Here is a 16725-nt window from a genome sequence, read left to right on the forward strand (position 1 = left end):
GGGACAGGCTCGCAACGGACGGACTGAGTGGGACACCGTCTTGAGGAAGCAGGGCCACGAACACGAAAAGCTGGACTTCAGCGACCGACATGGATTAAATGACTCGACCAAGATCAATCTCTTAATCTGCGGGACTGCCTGGACCGGGTGAGACGTGTGGGAGCGGGTCTGTTCTGGGAAATCTGTGCGGACTGTAGGCATCGAAGCGGCTGGTACAGGTGGGTCGTCCGGGGTTGAACGCGCAAAGTCCGCTGGTTGGCGGAGCACATGGACCACGAAGACCGCCCCTGCTGACACGGGGACGGAGAAGGGCACGTGTCCTCGGCAGCGCCGTCGAGATTCTTGGCCCTCCGAGTGCCTGATGAGACTGCGGATCGCTCGGGGTGGCGGTAGGGGAGTGATCACATCGCGCTCGCTTCCGAAGTAGGCTCCACTGGTTTCCGCGAGCAGCTTTCGGGCTCGGGCGGACCCGTTCGGTGGTTTATGGGATCACGACGGTGTGAGCATGGGAATCGGTCCTGGAAGGGGCGTATGGACGTCAAGCCAACCGAGGAACAGCTCGCTGCCCGGGACACGTTCCTTGCGGGCAGGGAATTGGCCCTGGTGGCCGGGGCCGGCACCGGTAAGACCTCCACGCTGGTACTGATGGCCGGGGTCACCAGGAAGCGCGGCCTCTACGTGGCGTTCAACAAGGCGATCGCCGACGAGGCCAGGCAGCGCTTCGGGGCGAACGTCGACTGCCGTACCGCGCACTCGTTGGCGCACCGCGCCGTCGGGCGGAACTACCAGGAACGCCTGAACCGGTCGGCCCGCATACCCTCGAAGGAGACGGCGCGGCTGTTGGGCATCCACCAGAATCTGTGGGTCAGCTCCCGTCCGATCACCTGCGGACACCAGGCACGCCTGGTGATGGGCATGATCCGTCAATTCTGCTACAGCACCGACCGCCAGCTGATGGCCCGGCATCTGGAACGGGTCAACGGGCTGGACCCGGCGGCCCAGGACCACGTCGCCCGCGTGCTCCTGCCGTACGCGTGCCGGGCCTGGGACGACATCTGCTCACCGGACGGCAAACTGCGCTTCGAACACGACCACTACCTAAAGATGTGGGCGCTGACCGAGCCCACGCTGGCGGCGGACTTCGTCCTGCTCGACGAGGCGCAGGACACCAACCCGGTACTGGAGGAGGTCTTCCTCGCCCAAGACGCGCAGCGGGTGTGCGTCGGCGACCCGGCCCAGCAGATCTACGCCTGGCGCAACGCCCGGGACGTGATGACCGGCTTCCCGGCGGATCACCTGTACCTGACGAAGTCGTTCCGTTTCGGCCCACGCATAGCCCGGACGGCCAACCGGTGGCTCCGGCACGCCGAGTCGGATCTGCAACTGACCGGGAACAGCGCTACCGACTCCCGCGTCGGCTCGGCGGCGGAGATCGATGCCGTGCTGTGCCGGGGGAACGCCGACGCGATGCAGGAGGTCCTCGGCTTCCTGGAGCGGGGCGTACCGGTCGCGCTCACGGGCGGCGGCGGCACGCTGCGGAGCATCGCGCAGGCCGCCCAGGCTCTGAAGTCCGGTCGGCGTACCACTCATCCGGAGCTGTTCCTGTTCACCTCCTGGTCCGATGTGCAGGAGTACGCCGAGAACGACACCGCCGGCCAGGACCTCAAGGCGATCGTGACGCTGGTCGACACGTACGGGCCGGACGTGATCATCGACGCGGTCGACCGTCTCGCCGACGAGCGCACCGCGAAGGTCACCGTGTCCACCGCGCACAAGGCCAAGGGCCGGGAGTGGTCGCGGGTACGGATCGGCGACGGCTTCGCGGCACCGTCGGTCGACGACGACGGGAATCCGCGCCCGCTGCGGGCCAGTGAGGCCCGCCTGATCTACGTGGCGGTCACCCGGGCCCGGCACCACCTCGACCCGGCGGGGATCACCTGGATCGACGACTACGAGAAGGCCACCGAGGCGGCCGGCGACGGCACGGTGGCCGGGCGGCCGATGATCGAGCTGAGCCTGACCCGCCAGCTGAAGTACCCGAACTCCCCGATGTCGCAGTTCGTGGCCCAGCACCTGCCTTACAGCGCGGCTGTCGTGCAGGACTACCTCCGGCGGATCTGCGAGCTGCCCCGCCCGGTGCAGCCAATCGACGTGAAATACCCCGACTGGTCGGCGCTCGGCCACGCCATCGACTTCCGGTTCAGGCTCTGCCTGGGTAGTCCGTTCGGCGCGCCGGTCGACATCGGCGTCGACGCCGTCGGCAGCAACCTGCCCCTCCGGGGCGCACCCGCGCCACCCGTACGGGACGCCCTGCACCGGGCCGGACGCGACCTGATTTCCATGGTCGACGCGTACTTGCACGGCGACGGCGGTCTCGACGGGGAGATCCTGGGCCGCCTGTGCTTCGTGGCTGCCTACTACGAGGACATCTACCGGACCGGTGAGATCCGGCGGTACAGCATGCTGACCGGCGCCACCCCGGCTACCACTCTCGACGATCTCCTGACGGCGGTCCCCGACTACGCCATCGAGGACGTCAACCGGCAGTTGGCGATCGCCGAGGAGTCGTTCGGACCGTTCCTCGAACTGCCCGCCATCGCCCGGGTCTGCGGTCCGACGTTCCTCGGCAGCCGGGACATTGGCGGAGCGGACGCCGACTTCATCCTCGGCGGCCTGCTGCTGGACTGCAAGGCGGCCATCCAACCCCGCCGGCTGGGCCGTGACGAGATCTACCAGCTCGCCAGCTACCTGTTGCTGGACTACGACGACCGGTACGGCATCGACCGGGTCGGCCTGTACCTGTCCCGGCAGGGCGCCCTCGTCACCTGGAGCGTGCCGGAATTCCTGCGCCGGCTCGGCGCCACCGGACCGGTCGGTGACCTGCGCCGGCGGCTGCGGGATTACCTCCGCCAATGGCGCGGCGACCGCCGGGCCACCAGCCCGCAGCCCGACGGCGGCGCCAGTTCACTCGCGTCTGTGATGGAACCTGGCGCTCGCTTCTAGTCGATGTGCCGCATGCCGTGCGTGCTCTGGTGTGCGATAGACGGGCCGGCGCTCGAGCGTGTAACGGCCGTGACCGACGAGGATGAGCGGGGTTCCGCAAGGGCGCGGTAGGGCACCGGTGGTGTCCCGCCGGTCGATCGTGTCGGCGTCGAGTAGCTGCGTGGTGGCCAGCAGCGCGGCCACCACGGGATCCGGCTTGCCGTCGAGCGCCTTCCGGACCTTCTCGCCGAGCTGGTAGCCGTCGAGGAAGTTCAGGAAGTACGGGGCGGGCTTCCAGTACTCGACCGACATCCGCGCGCCGACGGCGTCGGCGATTCGGCGCATCGCCACGTAGCCGCGCACGTCACGGGCATCGAGATCGTCGGCGAGGTCGAGGTGTTCGCGCAGCATCCCGTCCTGGCCCAGCGCGGCCCATCACCGGCGCTGTCCTCTGATGGCAGGCTGAGATCTAGAGCCATGGTCGGCATTTGGAAACCCTGTGTTGACCCATTCCGGCTCGATGTGTGCGATTATCGCACTATGGCTGGGGAGCAGCAGGACTGGCGCCGCATCGGCGAGCAGGTGCGGCAGGCGCGTCTGTCAGTAGGCATGTCGCAGCAGGACCTCGCCGATGGCGTGGGGCTCGATCGAACCATGCTTGCCAAGGTTGAGGCTGGTAGCAGGCGCCTCGATGGGGTGGAGTTGGCACGATTGTCCCGTGCGCTCAAGGTGTCGATGGAGTACTTGATTGAGCCGCGGCCGGCGGTGCTGTCCCGACGGTCCGCGGTGCTGACCGAAGAGACCGACACCGAGGCCGCACGGTCTTCTGAGCGCTTGGAGATCGCGCTGGTTGGGTGGCTGCGCAATGTGCAGCAACTGGTAGACATCGGCACTTTACAGACTGGTCCGCTACTTCGATACCCGAGTACGGTGACATCCGAGGCTGATGCGAGGCGAGCGGCGCAGTGGTTGCGGCAGCAAATTCATCTTGGCGATGAACCAATCGGTAGCATCATGGAGCTCTGTGAGCGCACGGGGCAGTGGGTGCTTGTAACTGACCTGCCAGGCGATGGTGCGTCCCTAACTGAGGGGGAGTTGGCTGTTGCGGTTGTAAGCACGCAGGGTGACCCCGGCCGTCGACGAGCTACCGCTGCACATGAGCTTGGACATCTGGTTATTGGAGACGAATACTCCAGTGACCTAGGAGTTAGTACGTCTCGCGCGGAGCGCGAAGGGGTGATCGATGCATTCGCCGCTGAGTTGCTGCTGCCGGTCAATGCGATGGCCGACGCCTTGAGTGGCGGGCGCGCGAGTCGGGATCGGCTGATTACCTACGCCGCTCGATATCGCACCTCTTGGGTGCTGGCATTGCGGCAGGCTGAGCAGGCCGGGGTGATTGATACCGCGACACGTCGGGAATGGAGCTTCCCACGGCCCACCCGGGCGGAGTTCATGGAGGCTCTAGGCTGGGTGCCTCAACCCGATCTTGCCTCGGTTCGTGTATCGCCGGGCTATGCACATGCGGTGATCGAGGCGTGGCGGGCCAGCCGAATCACTCGAGCTAGGGCGATTGAGTTGATGTACGGCCAGATCACTGATGCGGACCTGCCTGAGGAGGATGACCTGGAGACCGCTCCGTGAATCTGTCGATGCTGCCGGGGTCGGTCCTTGTACTCGATACGATGCTCTTGTCTCATTTCACCCTCGCTGACCGGTTAGACGTCTTGCAAGATCTGCTTATGGATGCTGACTGCTGGACGACGCAGGTGGTGATGGAGGAGCTGCGGTCGGGAGCTGCGAACCGACCAGAGCTAATGGCTGCCTGTGAGGTGGACTGGCTAAAACGAGCCCAGTTGGACACGCTTGACGAGATTCGATGCTTCGCAGCGTGGGTTAAAAGACTTGGCGCCGAGGAGCGCAATCTCGGTGAGGCATCCGTCCTCGCTGCTGCTGAGTTGCGGAGAGGTATCGCAATCACAGACGACCGGCAGGCCACCAAGGTTGCCCGTGCCTACCAAGCAGAGGTCCATGGCACGATCTGGCTTCTCGCTGCAGCTTGTCAGACTGGCAAGCAGACCGAGGCGGGTGCGGGCAACCTCATCGACGCCTTGAGGGCGACGAGTGCTCGTCTACCCTGCTCGGGTGCAGACTTCCCGGCCTACGCCCGCAGACACCACCTGCTATAAGGGTTTGTCTTGGGAACGCATCTTTGGCGAGTCTACTGGCCTGAGTCGAGTCGGGTTGGCTCGACCGACTGTCGTGGCAGGATAGTGAGTTACGCCCGGCCTGTCGATTGGTGGGCCAAAGCAGCTCCGTCCATCTGAGTGGTTTTTATGTCACTACAGTAAGGCCCGCCGGTCATCAGGTCGCGCCCCGATGGCCGGCGGGCGGGTCGTTATCTGTACGGCGTTTCGCAGGGTGCTCCCTGGGTGCTCCGGCGCAATGGACGGGCCGGCGCTCGATGGACTGGGTGGGACGCTGCCCAGCTTAGGCTGGGGCCTGACCGCGAACAGATGGACACAAAAGGCTGGACTGGACGCTGCACCCCGATCGATACCTATCTCTTAATCCGCGGGTTCGGGGTTCGAGTCCCTGGCGGCGCACCACCGAAAAGGCTCTGACCTGGGGTTTCACCCTGTGTCGGAGCCTTTTGGTGTTCCTGTCGGTGGTGCGGTGTCTCGGTGGGTGCTCGGGAGCCGTTGGACCGTTCCGGCTGCCGGTGGACTGGTGGCCTTGTCGTGGAGGCTGTCGGTCGTCCGGGCTCCTTGGCGCGGCTCGTCTTGTGCTGGTGATCACGCCTGGTGGTGTCCCATACGCGATCGCGCCTGGGGCCTGGGGCCTGGCCACCGTGAGGGCCCACCGTGGGGGTTCCGGGCGGGGCGGCGTGCCTCAATCCTGTGGTGGATGTTCGTCGGTGCCGGCCTGCATGTTGACTTGCCGTCACAGGGCTGATGCGCTGAGCTGCTGATCGATGGATTTGTCGTCCGGGCGGGGTGGTCGTGGGCGTGCAGGTTGATCCCGAGTGGTGGAGTTCGGGAGTCTGGAACGGTCGGCCGATCGGCGAGTTCCTGCAGCGGCGAGACGTGACCGCCGCCTTCCGGTTTCTCCATGCTCGCGGTGTGTCCTATGGCAGGATCGCGGCGCTTGTCGGCGTTTCACCAAACCGTGCCGCGGAGATCGCCAAGGGCATCCGTCAGGTCACGGCCTACGAGGTCCTGGAACGGATCGCGGTCGGCTTGAGTATTCCGCGTCCGGCGATGGGGCTCGGCCGGACCGACGACGCGGACGCGGTGCAGGATCGCAGCCACGCGACTGGTGCGAACGTCGGGGCGGAGCGGCCGTTGGCGGGTGAGGGAACAAGCGTCGAGGTGAGCAGCCTTGCTCGGCTCCGGCTGGAACTGGACGAGGCCTTGGCATCGGCTAGCGTCTCTCCGCGGCATCTGGATCTGATCGAGGAGTCGGCCGGCGAGCACATGCGGATGTACCCGTCTGCTTCGCCCCAGGTGATGTTGTCGCTGTTGGCCGCTGACTGCCGGGAGGTTCAGGTCCTTTCGCGTCGGCGTCAGCCGGCGGTGGTCCAGGCCCGATTGTCGGGGGTGGCGGCGCTGTTGGCGACGATGTGTGCCGATGCGCTGATGCGACTGGGGGATGTGGGCGAGGCACGACGGTGGTACCGCACGGCGATCCATGCGGCGGACGACAGTGGACAGGCGTGGTTGAGGGTGCTGGTGCGGGCCCAGGCGGCGATGCTGCCCTACTACTTCGGAGATCCGCGTCAGACCGTCGCTGTCGCTGAGGAGGCACTGGCGGTGACCTCGACAGCCTTACCGTCAGGTGCCTTGGCGGCGGCGGGCCGGGCTCGGGCTCTGGCCCGGGTCGGTGCCACCGGGCAGGCGCGGGCGGCCATCGACCAGGCACGCCGGATGTTCGACCAGGCCGGCGACGAGGACACCGACGTGGCGTTCAGGTTTCCGGCGAAGCGGCTGCTGCTGTACCTCTCCGGGACGTACACGTGGCTCGGCGACACGACGGAGGCGTACCGGGTCCAAGACGAGGCGTTGCGGCTGTACGGGGCGGCTCCAGCGGTACCGATCGACGCGGCGCTCATCGCCCTGGACAGGTCGATGTGTCTTGCCCATGACCGGCGGGCGGCCGAAGCGGCAGCGACGGCACGCGAGGCCGTCGCGGACCTGCCCGAGATACAGCGGACGGAGATCATCCTGACCAGGGCAACCGATGTGGTGTCGGCGATCCCTGGTAGCAACCGGCGCGGTGAGGTGGCCGCGTTGACGGACTACGTGCAGGTGTGCCGCGAGCGCGCCCGTAGGCTGGGGAGCGCAGCCGCTGCACTCGGTCCCTAGGAGCCCCATGTTCGTCGAGGCGCGCACCCGACCGGTGCTCGCCGAGGTGTGTCGTCGTCTGGGTTACCCAGAATCGGAGGCGACCCTGCTCCGGCACCACACCAACGCCGTCTACGCCGTCCGTGACGTGGTGATCAAGATCGCCCCCGGTGACCTTGGCATCGAACGGGTGCGGGCGGTGGTAGCCGTGGTGGACTGGCTGGCCGCTCGACGGTTTCCCACGGTGGAGTTGCATCCGGGCCTGGCACAGCCGTTGCGGGTGAGCGGTCACGCCGTCACGGTCTGGCAGCGACTGGACCCCGCCGACCACCGCCCGATCACCGTCACCGAACTCGGAACACTTCTCCGTGACCTGCATACCCTGCCCGCCCCGCCGATACCGCTGCCGATCCTGCAACCAATCAACGGCATCGCCCGGTCCGTCGCCCGCTCGGAGATCCTGAACGGCAAGGAGCAGGATCTGCTGATGGACCGGCTCGAGGTGCTAGCGGCTGGCTGGGAGGCGATGCGGTTTCCCCACCGTCCGAGCCTCATCCAGTCCGACCCGCAGATCCGCAACGCGCTTCGGCGCTTCGATGGCACGCCCGTGCTGGCTGACTGGGACGGTGCTGTCCTCGGGCCCCGGGAGTGGGACATCGCGACAGTCGCTGTTCACTGCCGCCGGTTCGACCCTCCCGGCTGGGCGGCCTTCGCCGACTTCACCGCCGCCTACGGCTGGGATGCCACCTCCTGGCCCCGATTCGACGAGCTGTGCCAGCTCCGCGAACTGCAGATGATCGCGACCAACGCCCGCAAGTCCCGTCCCGGGACCGATGCCGCCGAGGAGGTGCGTCATCGGATCGCGGGCCTTATCGACGACGGCGCAGAGATCCGTCGGTGGCAGATTCTCTGAACGCAGCCCGCCGAATACTCTCGCCGTTCGCCGAATCGCGGGCGGTTGCGCTCAGACACGATGAGGTCCACCGTGACCTGCCACGCTGGGTCTATCTTCCCGCCCGCGACGAAGCGATCGTGGACCCCAGGAAACGCGTAGGCGGAACGGTTCGGGCGAAGTCCTGAAACCTGGATAGCCAGACCGAGCCGCCCGTGTCCCGACCGGAGTCAACACCGGTCGACGTACCGGCCCGAGGTGGGTGCGGCACGGGGGCGGACGTGCTCCCAGAGTCGCGACACCGTGCCACCCTCTCGGTGCCTGTCGGAACAGGGGTAGGAGCATGCCTGCACGCAGAGCAACCTCCAGCAGGAATCCGCGAAGAACGCAGGACCCGGGAGCCGGGGGAGGCCCCGTGACCGGTGCTACGACCTGGCTCAAGGCTGGCCCTGCTGCTCCGGGCGGCACCGGCATCGTCGTCCAGGTGCGCGAGCCCGCCATCCACACGCTGCCACCGCCCTCGGCCACCACAACTGCGGCCGGGTTCCTGGAGAACTGGTCATGACCTTGTACGTCTCATCCCACACCGTCCAGCCCGATGGTCGGTTTCCGATGCCGGCCCCGGATCCGCTCAACTCACGGTGGCGGATGCAGGGTCGGTCAACGGCGTCCCAGATGCTGCGCCGGGGCTGGCGCTTTCTGCTCGGGCGCGAAGCGATCGCACCCGGTGGGGCCGGGCGATCAAACGGCCGGCATCGCCGCCACTGCACCCCTCACGCGACCCCGCTGGGTGCCCGTCCCAGCCGAGGTGAGGGCGGTGTGCGGGCAGCTCACCGGTCGGCAACAGGATCCGCGTCGCCGGCCTGGGCGATGGGACCGGTTGCCACAGGGGCCGAGGATGATCATCGGTTGGCGGAGGACGCCACTCCCGACTCGTCGAGGGTGGGCCGGGCCGGCTGTCCGACGTTGGCGCAGGAGTGGCGCGGGCGGGGCGGTCGGTGGTGACACGTGCCGAACCGCCCCGCCCGCACCTGCCGATGCGTCCGTTGTGGCGGTGCCGAGCCTGCGGTGCCGAGTGGCCCTGCTCGCCGGCCCGGCTCCGCTTGCTGCGCGAGTACGAAGGATGCCGGGTGTCCCTGGCGCTCTACCTCGTCGTGATGCTCAACGAGGCCGTCCAGGACGCGTACCGGCTTGGGCTGTGCATCGACCTTGCCGCCTGGCACGTCCGCATGATCGCCTGGATAAGACGTCCGGAGGTGCCGGTTGAGCAAGCGCACCGTTAGTAAGACCAACGGTCCTCATCGCCGAACCCCTCTACGTTCTTCGAACTAGACGACGTCGATCCAGTGCGCCTGATGGGTTCGCTCGGCGCTGTCTGGCCTCGTTTCTGCCATCTCGCACTGAGCAGACCGTCTCCGGTTCTGTCCTCACATCTCGTAGCCCTTCTTCCCGTTGCTGTCTCGCGCGGGCGGTGGCACACGCCCACACCCGCAAAGCTCTGCTCGTCACGGAGGTGTTCGATGCGTGACTTGCCCCCGTCCGCCCACGATCGGCTGCTGTACGCGTACGCGCACGCCACCGGCTCGATACCCCCACGTGGCGGGCCGTTGACGGAGGTGCCGTTGGAGGATCCGAATGCCGTGCGTGCCGCGCTGACCTCGGCGGTCGGCGAGGAGAGAACGGTGGTGGTGACCGGAACGCTCGATCGTCGGCTGGCTCTCATCCTGCAACCGTCAGGATCGTGGACGGCAGCAGACCTCTCCGGGCAGCCACATCGCAGCCGTGTGTGGCCCAACTGGACCGTCGGCCACCTGCAGGTTGCCGACCAGGACAGCTGGCTGTCCACCGCACGGATCACCGCAGAGGGACAGCAGCGGTTGCTGCGACCACGGCTGTTGCTCGCGTCGCTGTACCACCCGGAGCACTTCCCACTTCCTCGGTTCCCGCTGGCGATTTCCGACCTGGCCCGGGCAGCGCGGTCCACCCTGATCGGGCAGGTCGAGCTGATGGACATGCAGCTCGGCACCGGATTGGACGACATCGTCGCCCGGGTCCGCGAGGGTGTGGAGATACTCGGTGTGTCGGTGACCTTCGGCCAGCATGACCTGGCCACCAGACTGCTGGATGCCGTTGCTTCGCTCGACCGGCCGCCGCTGGTGGTCGCCGGCGGCTCGCTGACCGCCCGCAACGAGCGGATCCTGCTGGACCGCTATCCGAACCTGCTCATCTGCCGGGGCGCGGGGGAACCGACGATCACCGACGTACTGGCCCATTGGCACGGTGACCTTCAAATCGGGCAGATCCGGGGTATCGGTTTCCGGGGCACCTCGCAGGCCCGCCTCCTGATGCCGATCAGCCGTTCCCGCCGGACCGCGACTGTGGCGAACCGGTCGCAGACCGACATGTGGCCGGAACTCGATCTACTCGATCACACCTTCGCGCACGGCGGCGTGGCGCAGCTGGAGTCGTCGCGAGGCTGCACCAACTACTGCTCCTTCTGCCCGCGGGGACACAAGGGGCAGTGGTCCGGGGCGCAGCCCGATGCGCTGCCCTGGCTCCTGCGCCAAATGAGGGCGGTGTTCGACCGGCACCCGAACCTGAACAAGACGATCTATCTGGTCGACGAGGAGTTCATCGGACGCGGTGACGACGCGGCCACCAGGGCTCTACAGGTAGCGGACACGCTCGCCCAGGCGGGGTTCACCTGGGAGACGAGTTGCCGGGTCGATCAGGTGGCCCGTCCCGACCGGGATCGCACCTGGCACCTCGAACGCGGCCACCTGTGGCGCGGTCTGGTCGACCGGAACCTGCGCCGGTGCCTGTTCGGGGTGGAGTCCGGGGTGACCTCGATCCTGGAGCGCTTCAACAAGGAGACCACCGGCGAGCAGAACGCCCTGGCCATCCGCACTCTCACCGCGCTGGGGGTGCCACCACGATTCACCTACATCACCTTCGACCAGCTGATGACCGCAGCCGAGCTACGGCAGACGTACGCCTTCCAGGGCCGGACCGACCTGCTGCTGCGGCCACAGCTCGACCTGAGCGTCGCCGAGATCATCGACGGCGTTCGTGACGAGCGGTGGGTCGCCGCCCACACCACCGGCCGCCCCTTCTACACCGGCATCAGCTACATGCTCGTTGGCATGGAATGCCTGATCGGCGCCGCCTACACCCGCCGCGCCGAAGCGGCCAGACTCACCGGAGCGGCGGACCCGTCGATGGGACGAGTCGAGGCCCGCTACGCCGACGGGCGCATCGGCGTGCTCGCCCACCGCTCCCAGCTGTGGATCGACCGGAACTTCGCCCTGGACTACACCCTCAAGTCCCTGGAGAAGATCCTCACGGGTCAGCCCTACGCCATGGTCCGCCACCTGCGCCGGCTGCTGAAGAACGCCGCCTACCAGCTCCTCGGCTCGATGCTCGACGAACTCGACCGCACCGGTCCGACCGCAACGGACCACCACGATCTCGACGTGCGATGCCAGGCGGCGGCCGACGTACTCCTGACCCAGCTGCGCACCGACCTGGAGCCGGTCGTCACCACGGTCAGTGCGGCCCTGCCAGCCGACCGCAGGGACATCCTTCGGCACGAACACCACCGATGGACCGCCACCCGCGGCTGGCAGCTGATCAACGCAGCCGACCCGTGCGGCATCTGAACGGACCGATCCATGATTTCCATGCCACACCGCCACCTCGCCGGCCTCAACGCGCAGGTCTCCGCTATCGGGGCCGGCTGCTGGACCATCGGCGGCCCAGCCACCAACCGGGGCACCCCGATCGGCTGGGACGGCGTCGATCTCGACGCTGCCTTCGCCGGGCTCGAGCGCGCCTTCGAACGTGGCGTCACGCTCTATGACACCGCGGACGTCTACGGCCTCGGCCACTCCGAACGCCTGCTCGGCAAACTCATCCGAGTCACCGCACGCCACAATTTGACCATCTCCAGCAAGGTCGGCTATTTCACCGGCACCGCTCGCCACGCCTACCACCCCCTGCAGATGCGCGCCCAGCTCGCCACCACCCTAAACAACCTCGGCACCGATCACCTCGACATCTACTTTCTGCACAGCACCGACTTTGGCCCGCACGACCGGTACCTGCCGGAGGCCGTCAACTTGATGCGGACCTGGCGAAACGAGGGAATCATCCGGGCGGTCGGCATGCGCGCACCACACCGGTTCGCCGAAGAGCGGGCCGCTACCGACCGGCCGGAGGCAGCCGAAACGCGCCGCTGGCTGCACCTGTTTGACCAGGTACGCCCCGACGTGCTCACCACCCGCTACAACCTGGTCAGTCCGCTTTACGCCGACAACGAAACGGACATCTTCCGCTTCGCTCACCGCAGGGGTGTCGGCGTCCTGATCAAACAGGTCCTCGGGCAGGGCCTCCTCCTACGTACCGAGACAAGTGTCGATCAGCGGCGGTACAGCGTCGGTGACCACCGCAGCACCGACCCGGCCTTCACCCCAGAAAACCGCCGGCAGCTACACGCCCGACTCGCACCCCTCCGCGCCCTGTACGGGCACACTCCTGCCGCCATGGCGCGCCTCTGCGTGCAGTACGCCCTGCACCACGCTCCCGATGCCGCCGTACTCGTCGGCTTTCGCAATGAGAGCCAGATCGACACCATCATCGCCAGCCTCGACCACCCACTCCACGCCGACGACATCACCCAGATCCGGGCTGTGCTCCACGCCGGCCCACACACCAACTGATAGGAACTACACCGTGCGCTACATCGAGGTCGAGAAGAAGTACAGCCTGCCCGACGCCGAGGCACTCAAGGCCAGGCTCGCCGAGCTTGGTGCGAAGCCCGCCGAGCCGACCCGGCAGGTCGACGCCTACTACAACGCGCCGCACCGGGACTTCCTCGCTCCCGACACGATCTCCGAGTGGCTACGCGTCCGCACCGAAGACCACCGAGCATCGATCAACTTCAAGCGTTGGCACCCGGTAGACGCCGTCGTCAAGACTCACGCTGACGAGTACGAGAGTCCTGTCGGGGACGTCGAGGCGGTTCGCCTGCTGCTGGCGGCTCTCGACTTTCGGCCCCTGGTGACGGTCGACAAGACCCGTCAGGCGTGGGCTCTCTCCGACGTCGAGGTCGTTTTCGATCACGTGGTGGACGCTGGTGACTTCGTCGAGTTCGAGTTCAAGGGGGAGGCCACCGACGTCGGCGATGCCACCCAACGCCTGGACGAGTTCATCGCCTCCCTCGACGTCGCCCTCGGTGAGCAGGTCAACAAGGGGTATCCGCACATCCTTCTCGGCCGCGACCACTGAACCTTCGCCGATCATCGGGTGCCCTCGGACGGTGGCACTCGCGGGTTCCGCTGTCCCGTGACCATCAGGCGCACCGACGGGTCCGCGCCTGAAGCCTCACCCTCCTGCGGCGGGAGCTTCGAGCAGCGTGCCGGCCGGAACGTGCGCCGTGGCGAACGTGTCCCTGCTCGGGCGACGGCTTCGGTTGACGGCCGTGCGTGTCCGGAACCCGCCGGCTGAGCAGTCAGGAACAGGCGTAGCCCGCTGACACGCCGATCGGTGGCTGTCGCGTGGGGCAGATCCCCTCGTCCTGCGCCTGACCGTGCCGTTCGCGTGCTCTGCGGGTTGCTCATGGAGGCGGCAGGCGAATTGAAGTTGGGAGAGGACTTCGTGGCCTATCAACCGGGGCCTGACAACTTGCTTCGCGGGGGGCGGCTGGCGCTGCGGTCTTCGTCGGGGTCGGGGCGGCCGGTGTCCCGGCAGGAGTTGGCCGACGCGGTCAACGCCCACGCCCACGCGCCTGCGGGGTGCTGTCGTGCCGTGGGTGCCCGCTACGTTGGCCGGCTCGGGCGTGGGGAGCACCGGTGGCCGTTCGAGCCGTACCGCACGGCGTGGTGGGAGATCCTCGGTAAGACGACCAACGCCGATCCCGGGTTCTTCATCATGCAGGGACACGCCCAGGACCCTGAGGTTCGCCCGGACGAATCCAGACCAAGTGGCAGGAGATTACCGGCTTCCGGTGCCGACCCGGGCCGCCCGGTATCGGTAGCGGCGGCGGAGGGTCCGGCCATGATGGCCCGAGCGGCGGTGCGGGTGACCGTGAGCATCTACGCCGAGACGGTCACGGTGCTGGTCTCTCGCGACGACATGACCGGCGCTGTCGCGGTCCTCGCGGGGCCGGTCGAAGTGATGATCGAACCGTCGGATGTGGTGAGGGACTGCCTCGCGCCTGTACTCGGTATTCCGGCAACTGCGGCTGGCCCTGGCCAGGTGTGTCGGCTTCCGAATCGGCGGTGCCGGTGACGAATGTGCGGGTGACGCAGTTGGCCGTGGACGGCCGGAGTTCGTCGGGTCTGCGCTTGCCGGGGCTGATTAGTCAGCAGCAAGTGGCCGAGGCGCGTAGGGACCTTGGTCGGCGGTTGGCCGCGTGGCGTGTCGAGCGGGGGCTGACGCAGCTGCAGCTGGCCACGAGTATCTGTTACTTCCGTAGTTCGGTCGCCAACGCTGAGATCGGCCGGGACACGAGCGTTCGCCGGTTCTGGCAGGATGCCGACCGGGCGGTCGACGCACGAGGGGCGTTGCTGGCCGGCTTCGACCAGATGGCCGCGCTGGTACGGGACTTCCACGCCCAGCGGGCGCAGGTGCGGGACGAGGAACGCCAGCGGCGCGCTGGCCGAACCGCCACCCAGACCACTCACGCGGCGACGGGTGACTGCGGGTGTGGGAGTGTGGTCGTCGGCCGGTGGACCGGACAGGAAACCCGTGCGCTCCGTGAGGCGCTCCGGATGACCGTCCACGACTTCGCCCGCCACCTCGGGGTGGCACCCGAGACGGTTTCCGGCTGGGAACACCACCACACGTCCACACCGCCACCGACGATGGCCACACAAGCCGCCCTGGACGAGACGCTCACGCTCGCCGACAACAGCGTCAAAGCCCGGTTCCTGCTGATCCTCGACACCCCGGACCGCCACGCGTAAGCCTGCCGGACAAGCGGTGAAGGCTGCACGGCACGAGCGCCACGCCGCGTGATACGGCAAGGCTTTCCCCCGACAGGCCCGATCGGCGGCACGAGAACGCGTTACCTGCAGAGGTTCGTCTTGTTCGCACTTGCGGGCATGCTGGTCCGGTGTTTGCCAATGACGTAGTCGCAGCCCTTGCAAAGTGGTCGCCGTGGCTACCCTTCCACGATGCTGCTGTCTCGGCGCCGCGTCTCCCGGGCGTGTACCTCGCTCGGCAAGGGGCAGCAGGCGATGTCGTCTACGTGGGCATGGCCGGCGAGCGTCGTGGCCAAGGACTTCGAGGACGGCTTACGGTGTACCGCCGTGGGAAGGTAGCGGTCAGTGGGCTGGGGGAAGCCGTCCTGGATCGGGCCCTTGCCGATGTCACATTCGTGCAGGAGCATCTTGAGCAACTCGTCGGCGGCCAGCCCAAGCGCGCGGCGGCTTGGGCGCAAGACGCCTTGCGCTGGGCTGACCTGCATATCAGCTGGGCTGTGACGGAGGACCGGCGAGCTGCAGTGACACTCGAGCGGGCAGTCCTGGACGCGTCGGCGGCGTCACCGCTTTGGAACCGAGCACGATAGCGATTCCTTATTGGGGTATCTGAATTGGGGTATCTGAAGCCTGTCCCGAGCGGACAGCGGCAGATCAGTGAGGGCGTCGATCGCAATTGGAAGAAATATGCCACTACGGGTTGCGGGTTCTCTTGTCCTACCCCCAGTCTGGGCAGACAGCTGTACGAGTCTACTGGACAAGCCGTTTCCGGGGACCGTCGAGCCCCGGAAACCCCCAGCCCGTGGTTTCGAGCGGCTCATCGTCCCGGCCGATCCGTTGGCCAGGCATAAAAGCTCGAAAGGGCTCACCATCTGCTGGCCGAATCTTCATGGTCTTTCCTGCTCCGCGACCCGCTTCAAGTTCGGCCAGTATACCCAACCGATCGGCGATCTCGATCTGTGTATGGAAGTATGTGATAGTCCCAAGGTCTAGGCGTATGCCGAGAATCTCCATCTGGACATCGGCGGTGATCCGTATAGTCGAGGTCTCCCGGTTGAGTAGGCGCCGAAGGGTATCGTCTACCGTTCCGTTCAGAGTTGTCGTATAGCTGTCCATCGTGCGCACCACCACGCAATGCCCCTCGATGAGTAGCCGGGCGATCCTGAGATCTATGCGATCTGCGGCGGAGATCTTGTCTGGGATAGGGAAGTATGCTCGGCAGTGGCGTTGGACGACGTCCAGGTCATCTGCCAGCATCTCTGTGATTCGAAGCAGGCGGCGTTCCTTATCGTCGGGTGCGAATGGGGCGTCGCGACTGAATGTGCCGAGACGTTGTCCGTCAAACTCGAACTCGATCGAGGCGCTGTCCTGCAGGCTTCGGTACAGTGCGATTGTCTGCAGAACCGTGGCGGGCATGGCGCCGGTAAACCTGAAGCTCCCATCCATATGACTCTGATGGTCACTGCCGATGAACATTTGGATGATGGCGGTATTTTCGAAATTCAACGTCACCGAGTTGCCGAGATGGCCC

At 66.8% G+C, this 16725-nt stretch carries 14 protein-coding genes and 1 tRNA gene; 13 read left to right on the plus strand and 2 right to left on the minus strand.

Annotated elements, in window-relative coordinates; translation table 11 throughout:
* The first annotated feature begins 531 nt into the window (after positions 1-531).
* Entirely contained in the window at positions 532-3003 is a 2472-nt protein-coding gene (locus E1258_RS18845) for a UvrD-helicase domain-containing protein (RefSeq protein ID WP_132402934.1), read from the plus strand.
* Here E1258_RS18845 and E1258_RS18850 read toward each other — a convergent pair.
* Positions 2965-3393 carry a hypothetical protein gene (locus tag E1258_RS18850; RefSeq protein ID WP_132402937.1) on the minus strand — a complete coding sequence of 143 codons (429 nt, stop codon included), beginning with the start codon at positions 3391-3393 and terminating at the stop codon, positions 2965-2967. The two genes, E1258_RS18845 and E1258_RS18850, sit on opposite strands and share 39 nt — an antisense overlap.
* On the opposite strand from E1258_RS18850, the gene E1258_RS18855 reads away from it, so the two are divergent.
* The 12 genes from E1258_RS18855 (at position 3379) to E1258_RS18900 (ending at position 15179) form a co-directional block, all read left to right on the plus strand.
* Positions 3379-4623 carry a helix-turn-helix domain-containing protein gene (locus tag E1258_RS18855; protein WP_243715543.1) on the plus strand — a complete coding sequence of 415 codons (1245 nt, stop codon included), beginning with the start codon at positions 3379-3381 and terminating at the stop codon, positions 4621-4623. The two genes, E1258_RS18850 and E1258_RS18855, sit on opposite strands and share 15 nt — an antisense overlap.
* Positions 4620-5168, plus strand: coding sequence for a hypothetical protein (locus tag E1258_RS18860; RefSeq protein WP_132402940.1), 549 nt, complete (start codon positions 4620-4622; stop codon positions 5166-5168). Before E1258_RS18855 ends, E1258_RS18860 begins: the two co-directional genes overlap by 4 nt.
* A 319-nt stretch (positions 5169-5487) precedes the next feature.
* Positions 5488-5588: transfer RNA gene (locus E1258_RS33455), tRNA-Ser, on the plus strand.
* 387 nt (positions 5589-5975) lie between these two features.
* Positions 5976-7343, plus strand: coding sequence for a hypothetical protein (locus tag E1258_RS18865; protein ID WP_132402943.1), 1368 nt, complete (start codon positions 5976-5978; stop codon positions 7341-7343).
* A gap of 7 nt (positions 7344-7350) precedes the next feature.
* A complete protein-coding gene (locus E1258_RS18870) occupies positions 7351-8235 on the plus strand; it encodes a phosphotransferase (RefSeq protein ID WP_132402946.1) in 885 nt (294 codons plus the stop codon).
* A 394-nt stretch (positions 8236-8629) separates the two neighbouring features.
* Complete coding sequence (locus E1258_RS33460; RefSeq protein WP_165949831.1) at positions 8630-8779, plus strand: hypothetical protein; 150 nt, start codon at positions 8630-8632, stop codon at positions 8777-8779.
* 565 nt (positions 8780-9344) lie between these two features.
* On the plus strand, positions 9345-9497 hold the full coding sequence (locus E1258_RS34955) for a hypothetical protein (RefSeq protein ID WP_243715545.1): 153 nt from the start codon (positions 9345-9347) through the stop codon (positions 9495-9497).
* A gap of 237 nt (positions 9498-9734) precedes the next feature.
* Positions 9735-11873, plus strand: a complete 2139-nt coding sequence (locus E1258_RS18880; protein WP_243715546.1) for a radical SAM protein — start codon at positions 9735-9737, stop codon at positions 11871-11873.
* Positions 11874-11894: 21 nt separating this feature from the next.
* Positions 11895-12932 carry an aldo/keto reductase gene (locus E1258_RS18885; RefSeq protein ID WP_207919619.1) on the plus strand — a complete coding sequence of 346 codons (1038 nt, stop codon included), beginning with the start codon at positions 11895-11897 and terminating at the stop codon, positions 12930-12932.
* A 13-nt stretch (positions 12933-12945) separates the two neighbouring features.
* Positions 12946-13500 (plus strand): class IV adenylate cyclase, encoded by a 555-nt coding sequence (gene cyaB, locus E1258_RS18890; protein WP_165949832.1) that lies wholly within the window; start codon positions 12946-12948, stop codon positions 13498-13500.
* Between the two features lie 519 nt (positions 13501-14019).
* Entirely contained in the window at positions 14020-14502 is a 483-nt protein-coding gene (locus E1258_RS18895) for a hypothetical protein (RefSeq protein ID WP_132402954.1), read from the plus strand.
* 83 nt (positions 14503-14585) lie between these two features.
* The gene (locus tag E1258_RS18900; RefSeq protein WP_371688641.1) at positions 14586-15179 is read left to right on the plus strand and encodes a helix-turn-helix domain-containing protein; all 594 of its coding nucleotides are present in this window, start codon (positions 14586-14588) and stop codon (positions 15177-15179) included.
* A 765-nt stretch (positions 15180-15944) separates the two neighbouring features.
* Here the strand turns inward: E1258_RS18900 and E1258_RS33465 are convergent.
* A partial coding sequence (locus E1258_RS33465) for a hypothetical protein (RefSeq protein ID WP_165949833.1) occupies positions 15945-16725 on the minus strand: 781 nt, incomplete at its 5' end.

It is taken from the genome of Micromonospora sp. KC207, assembly GCF_004348615.1.
GTDB lineage: Bacteria > Actinomycetota > Actinomycetes > Mycobacteriales > Micromonosporaceae > Micromonospora.

What these genes read in the sequence shown, in the direction of transcription:
- E1258_RS18870 (WP_132402946.1), top strand. Translation starts at nt 7,351, where the DNA reads ATGTTCGTCGAGGCGCGCACCCGACCGGTGCTCGCCGAGGTGTGTCGT.
- E1258_RS18845 (WP_132402934.1), top strand. Translation starts at nt 532, where the DNA reads ATGGACGTCAAGCCAACCGAGGAACAGCTCGCTGCCCGGGACACGTTC.
- E1258_RS18850 (WP_132402937.1), bottom strand. Translation starts at nt 3,393, where the DNA reads ATGCTGCGCGAACACCTCGACCTCGCCGACGATCTCGATGCCCGTGAC.
- E1258_RS18880 (WP_243715546.1), top strand. Translation starts at nt 9,735, where the DNA reads ATGCGTGACTTGCCCCCGTCCGCCCACGATCGGCTGCTGTACGCGTAC.
- E1258_RS18885 (WP_207919619.1), top strand. Translation starts at nt 11,895, where the DNA reads ATGCCACACCGCCACCTCGCCGGCCTCAACGCGCAGGTCTCCGCTATC.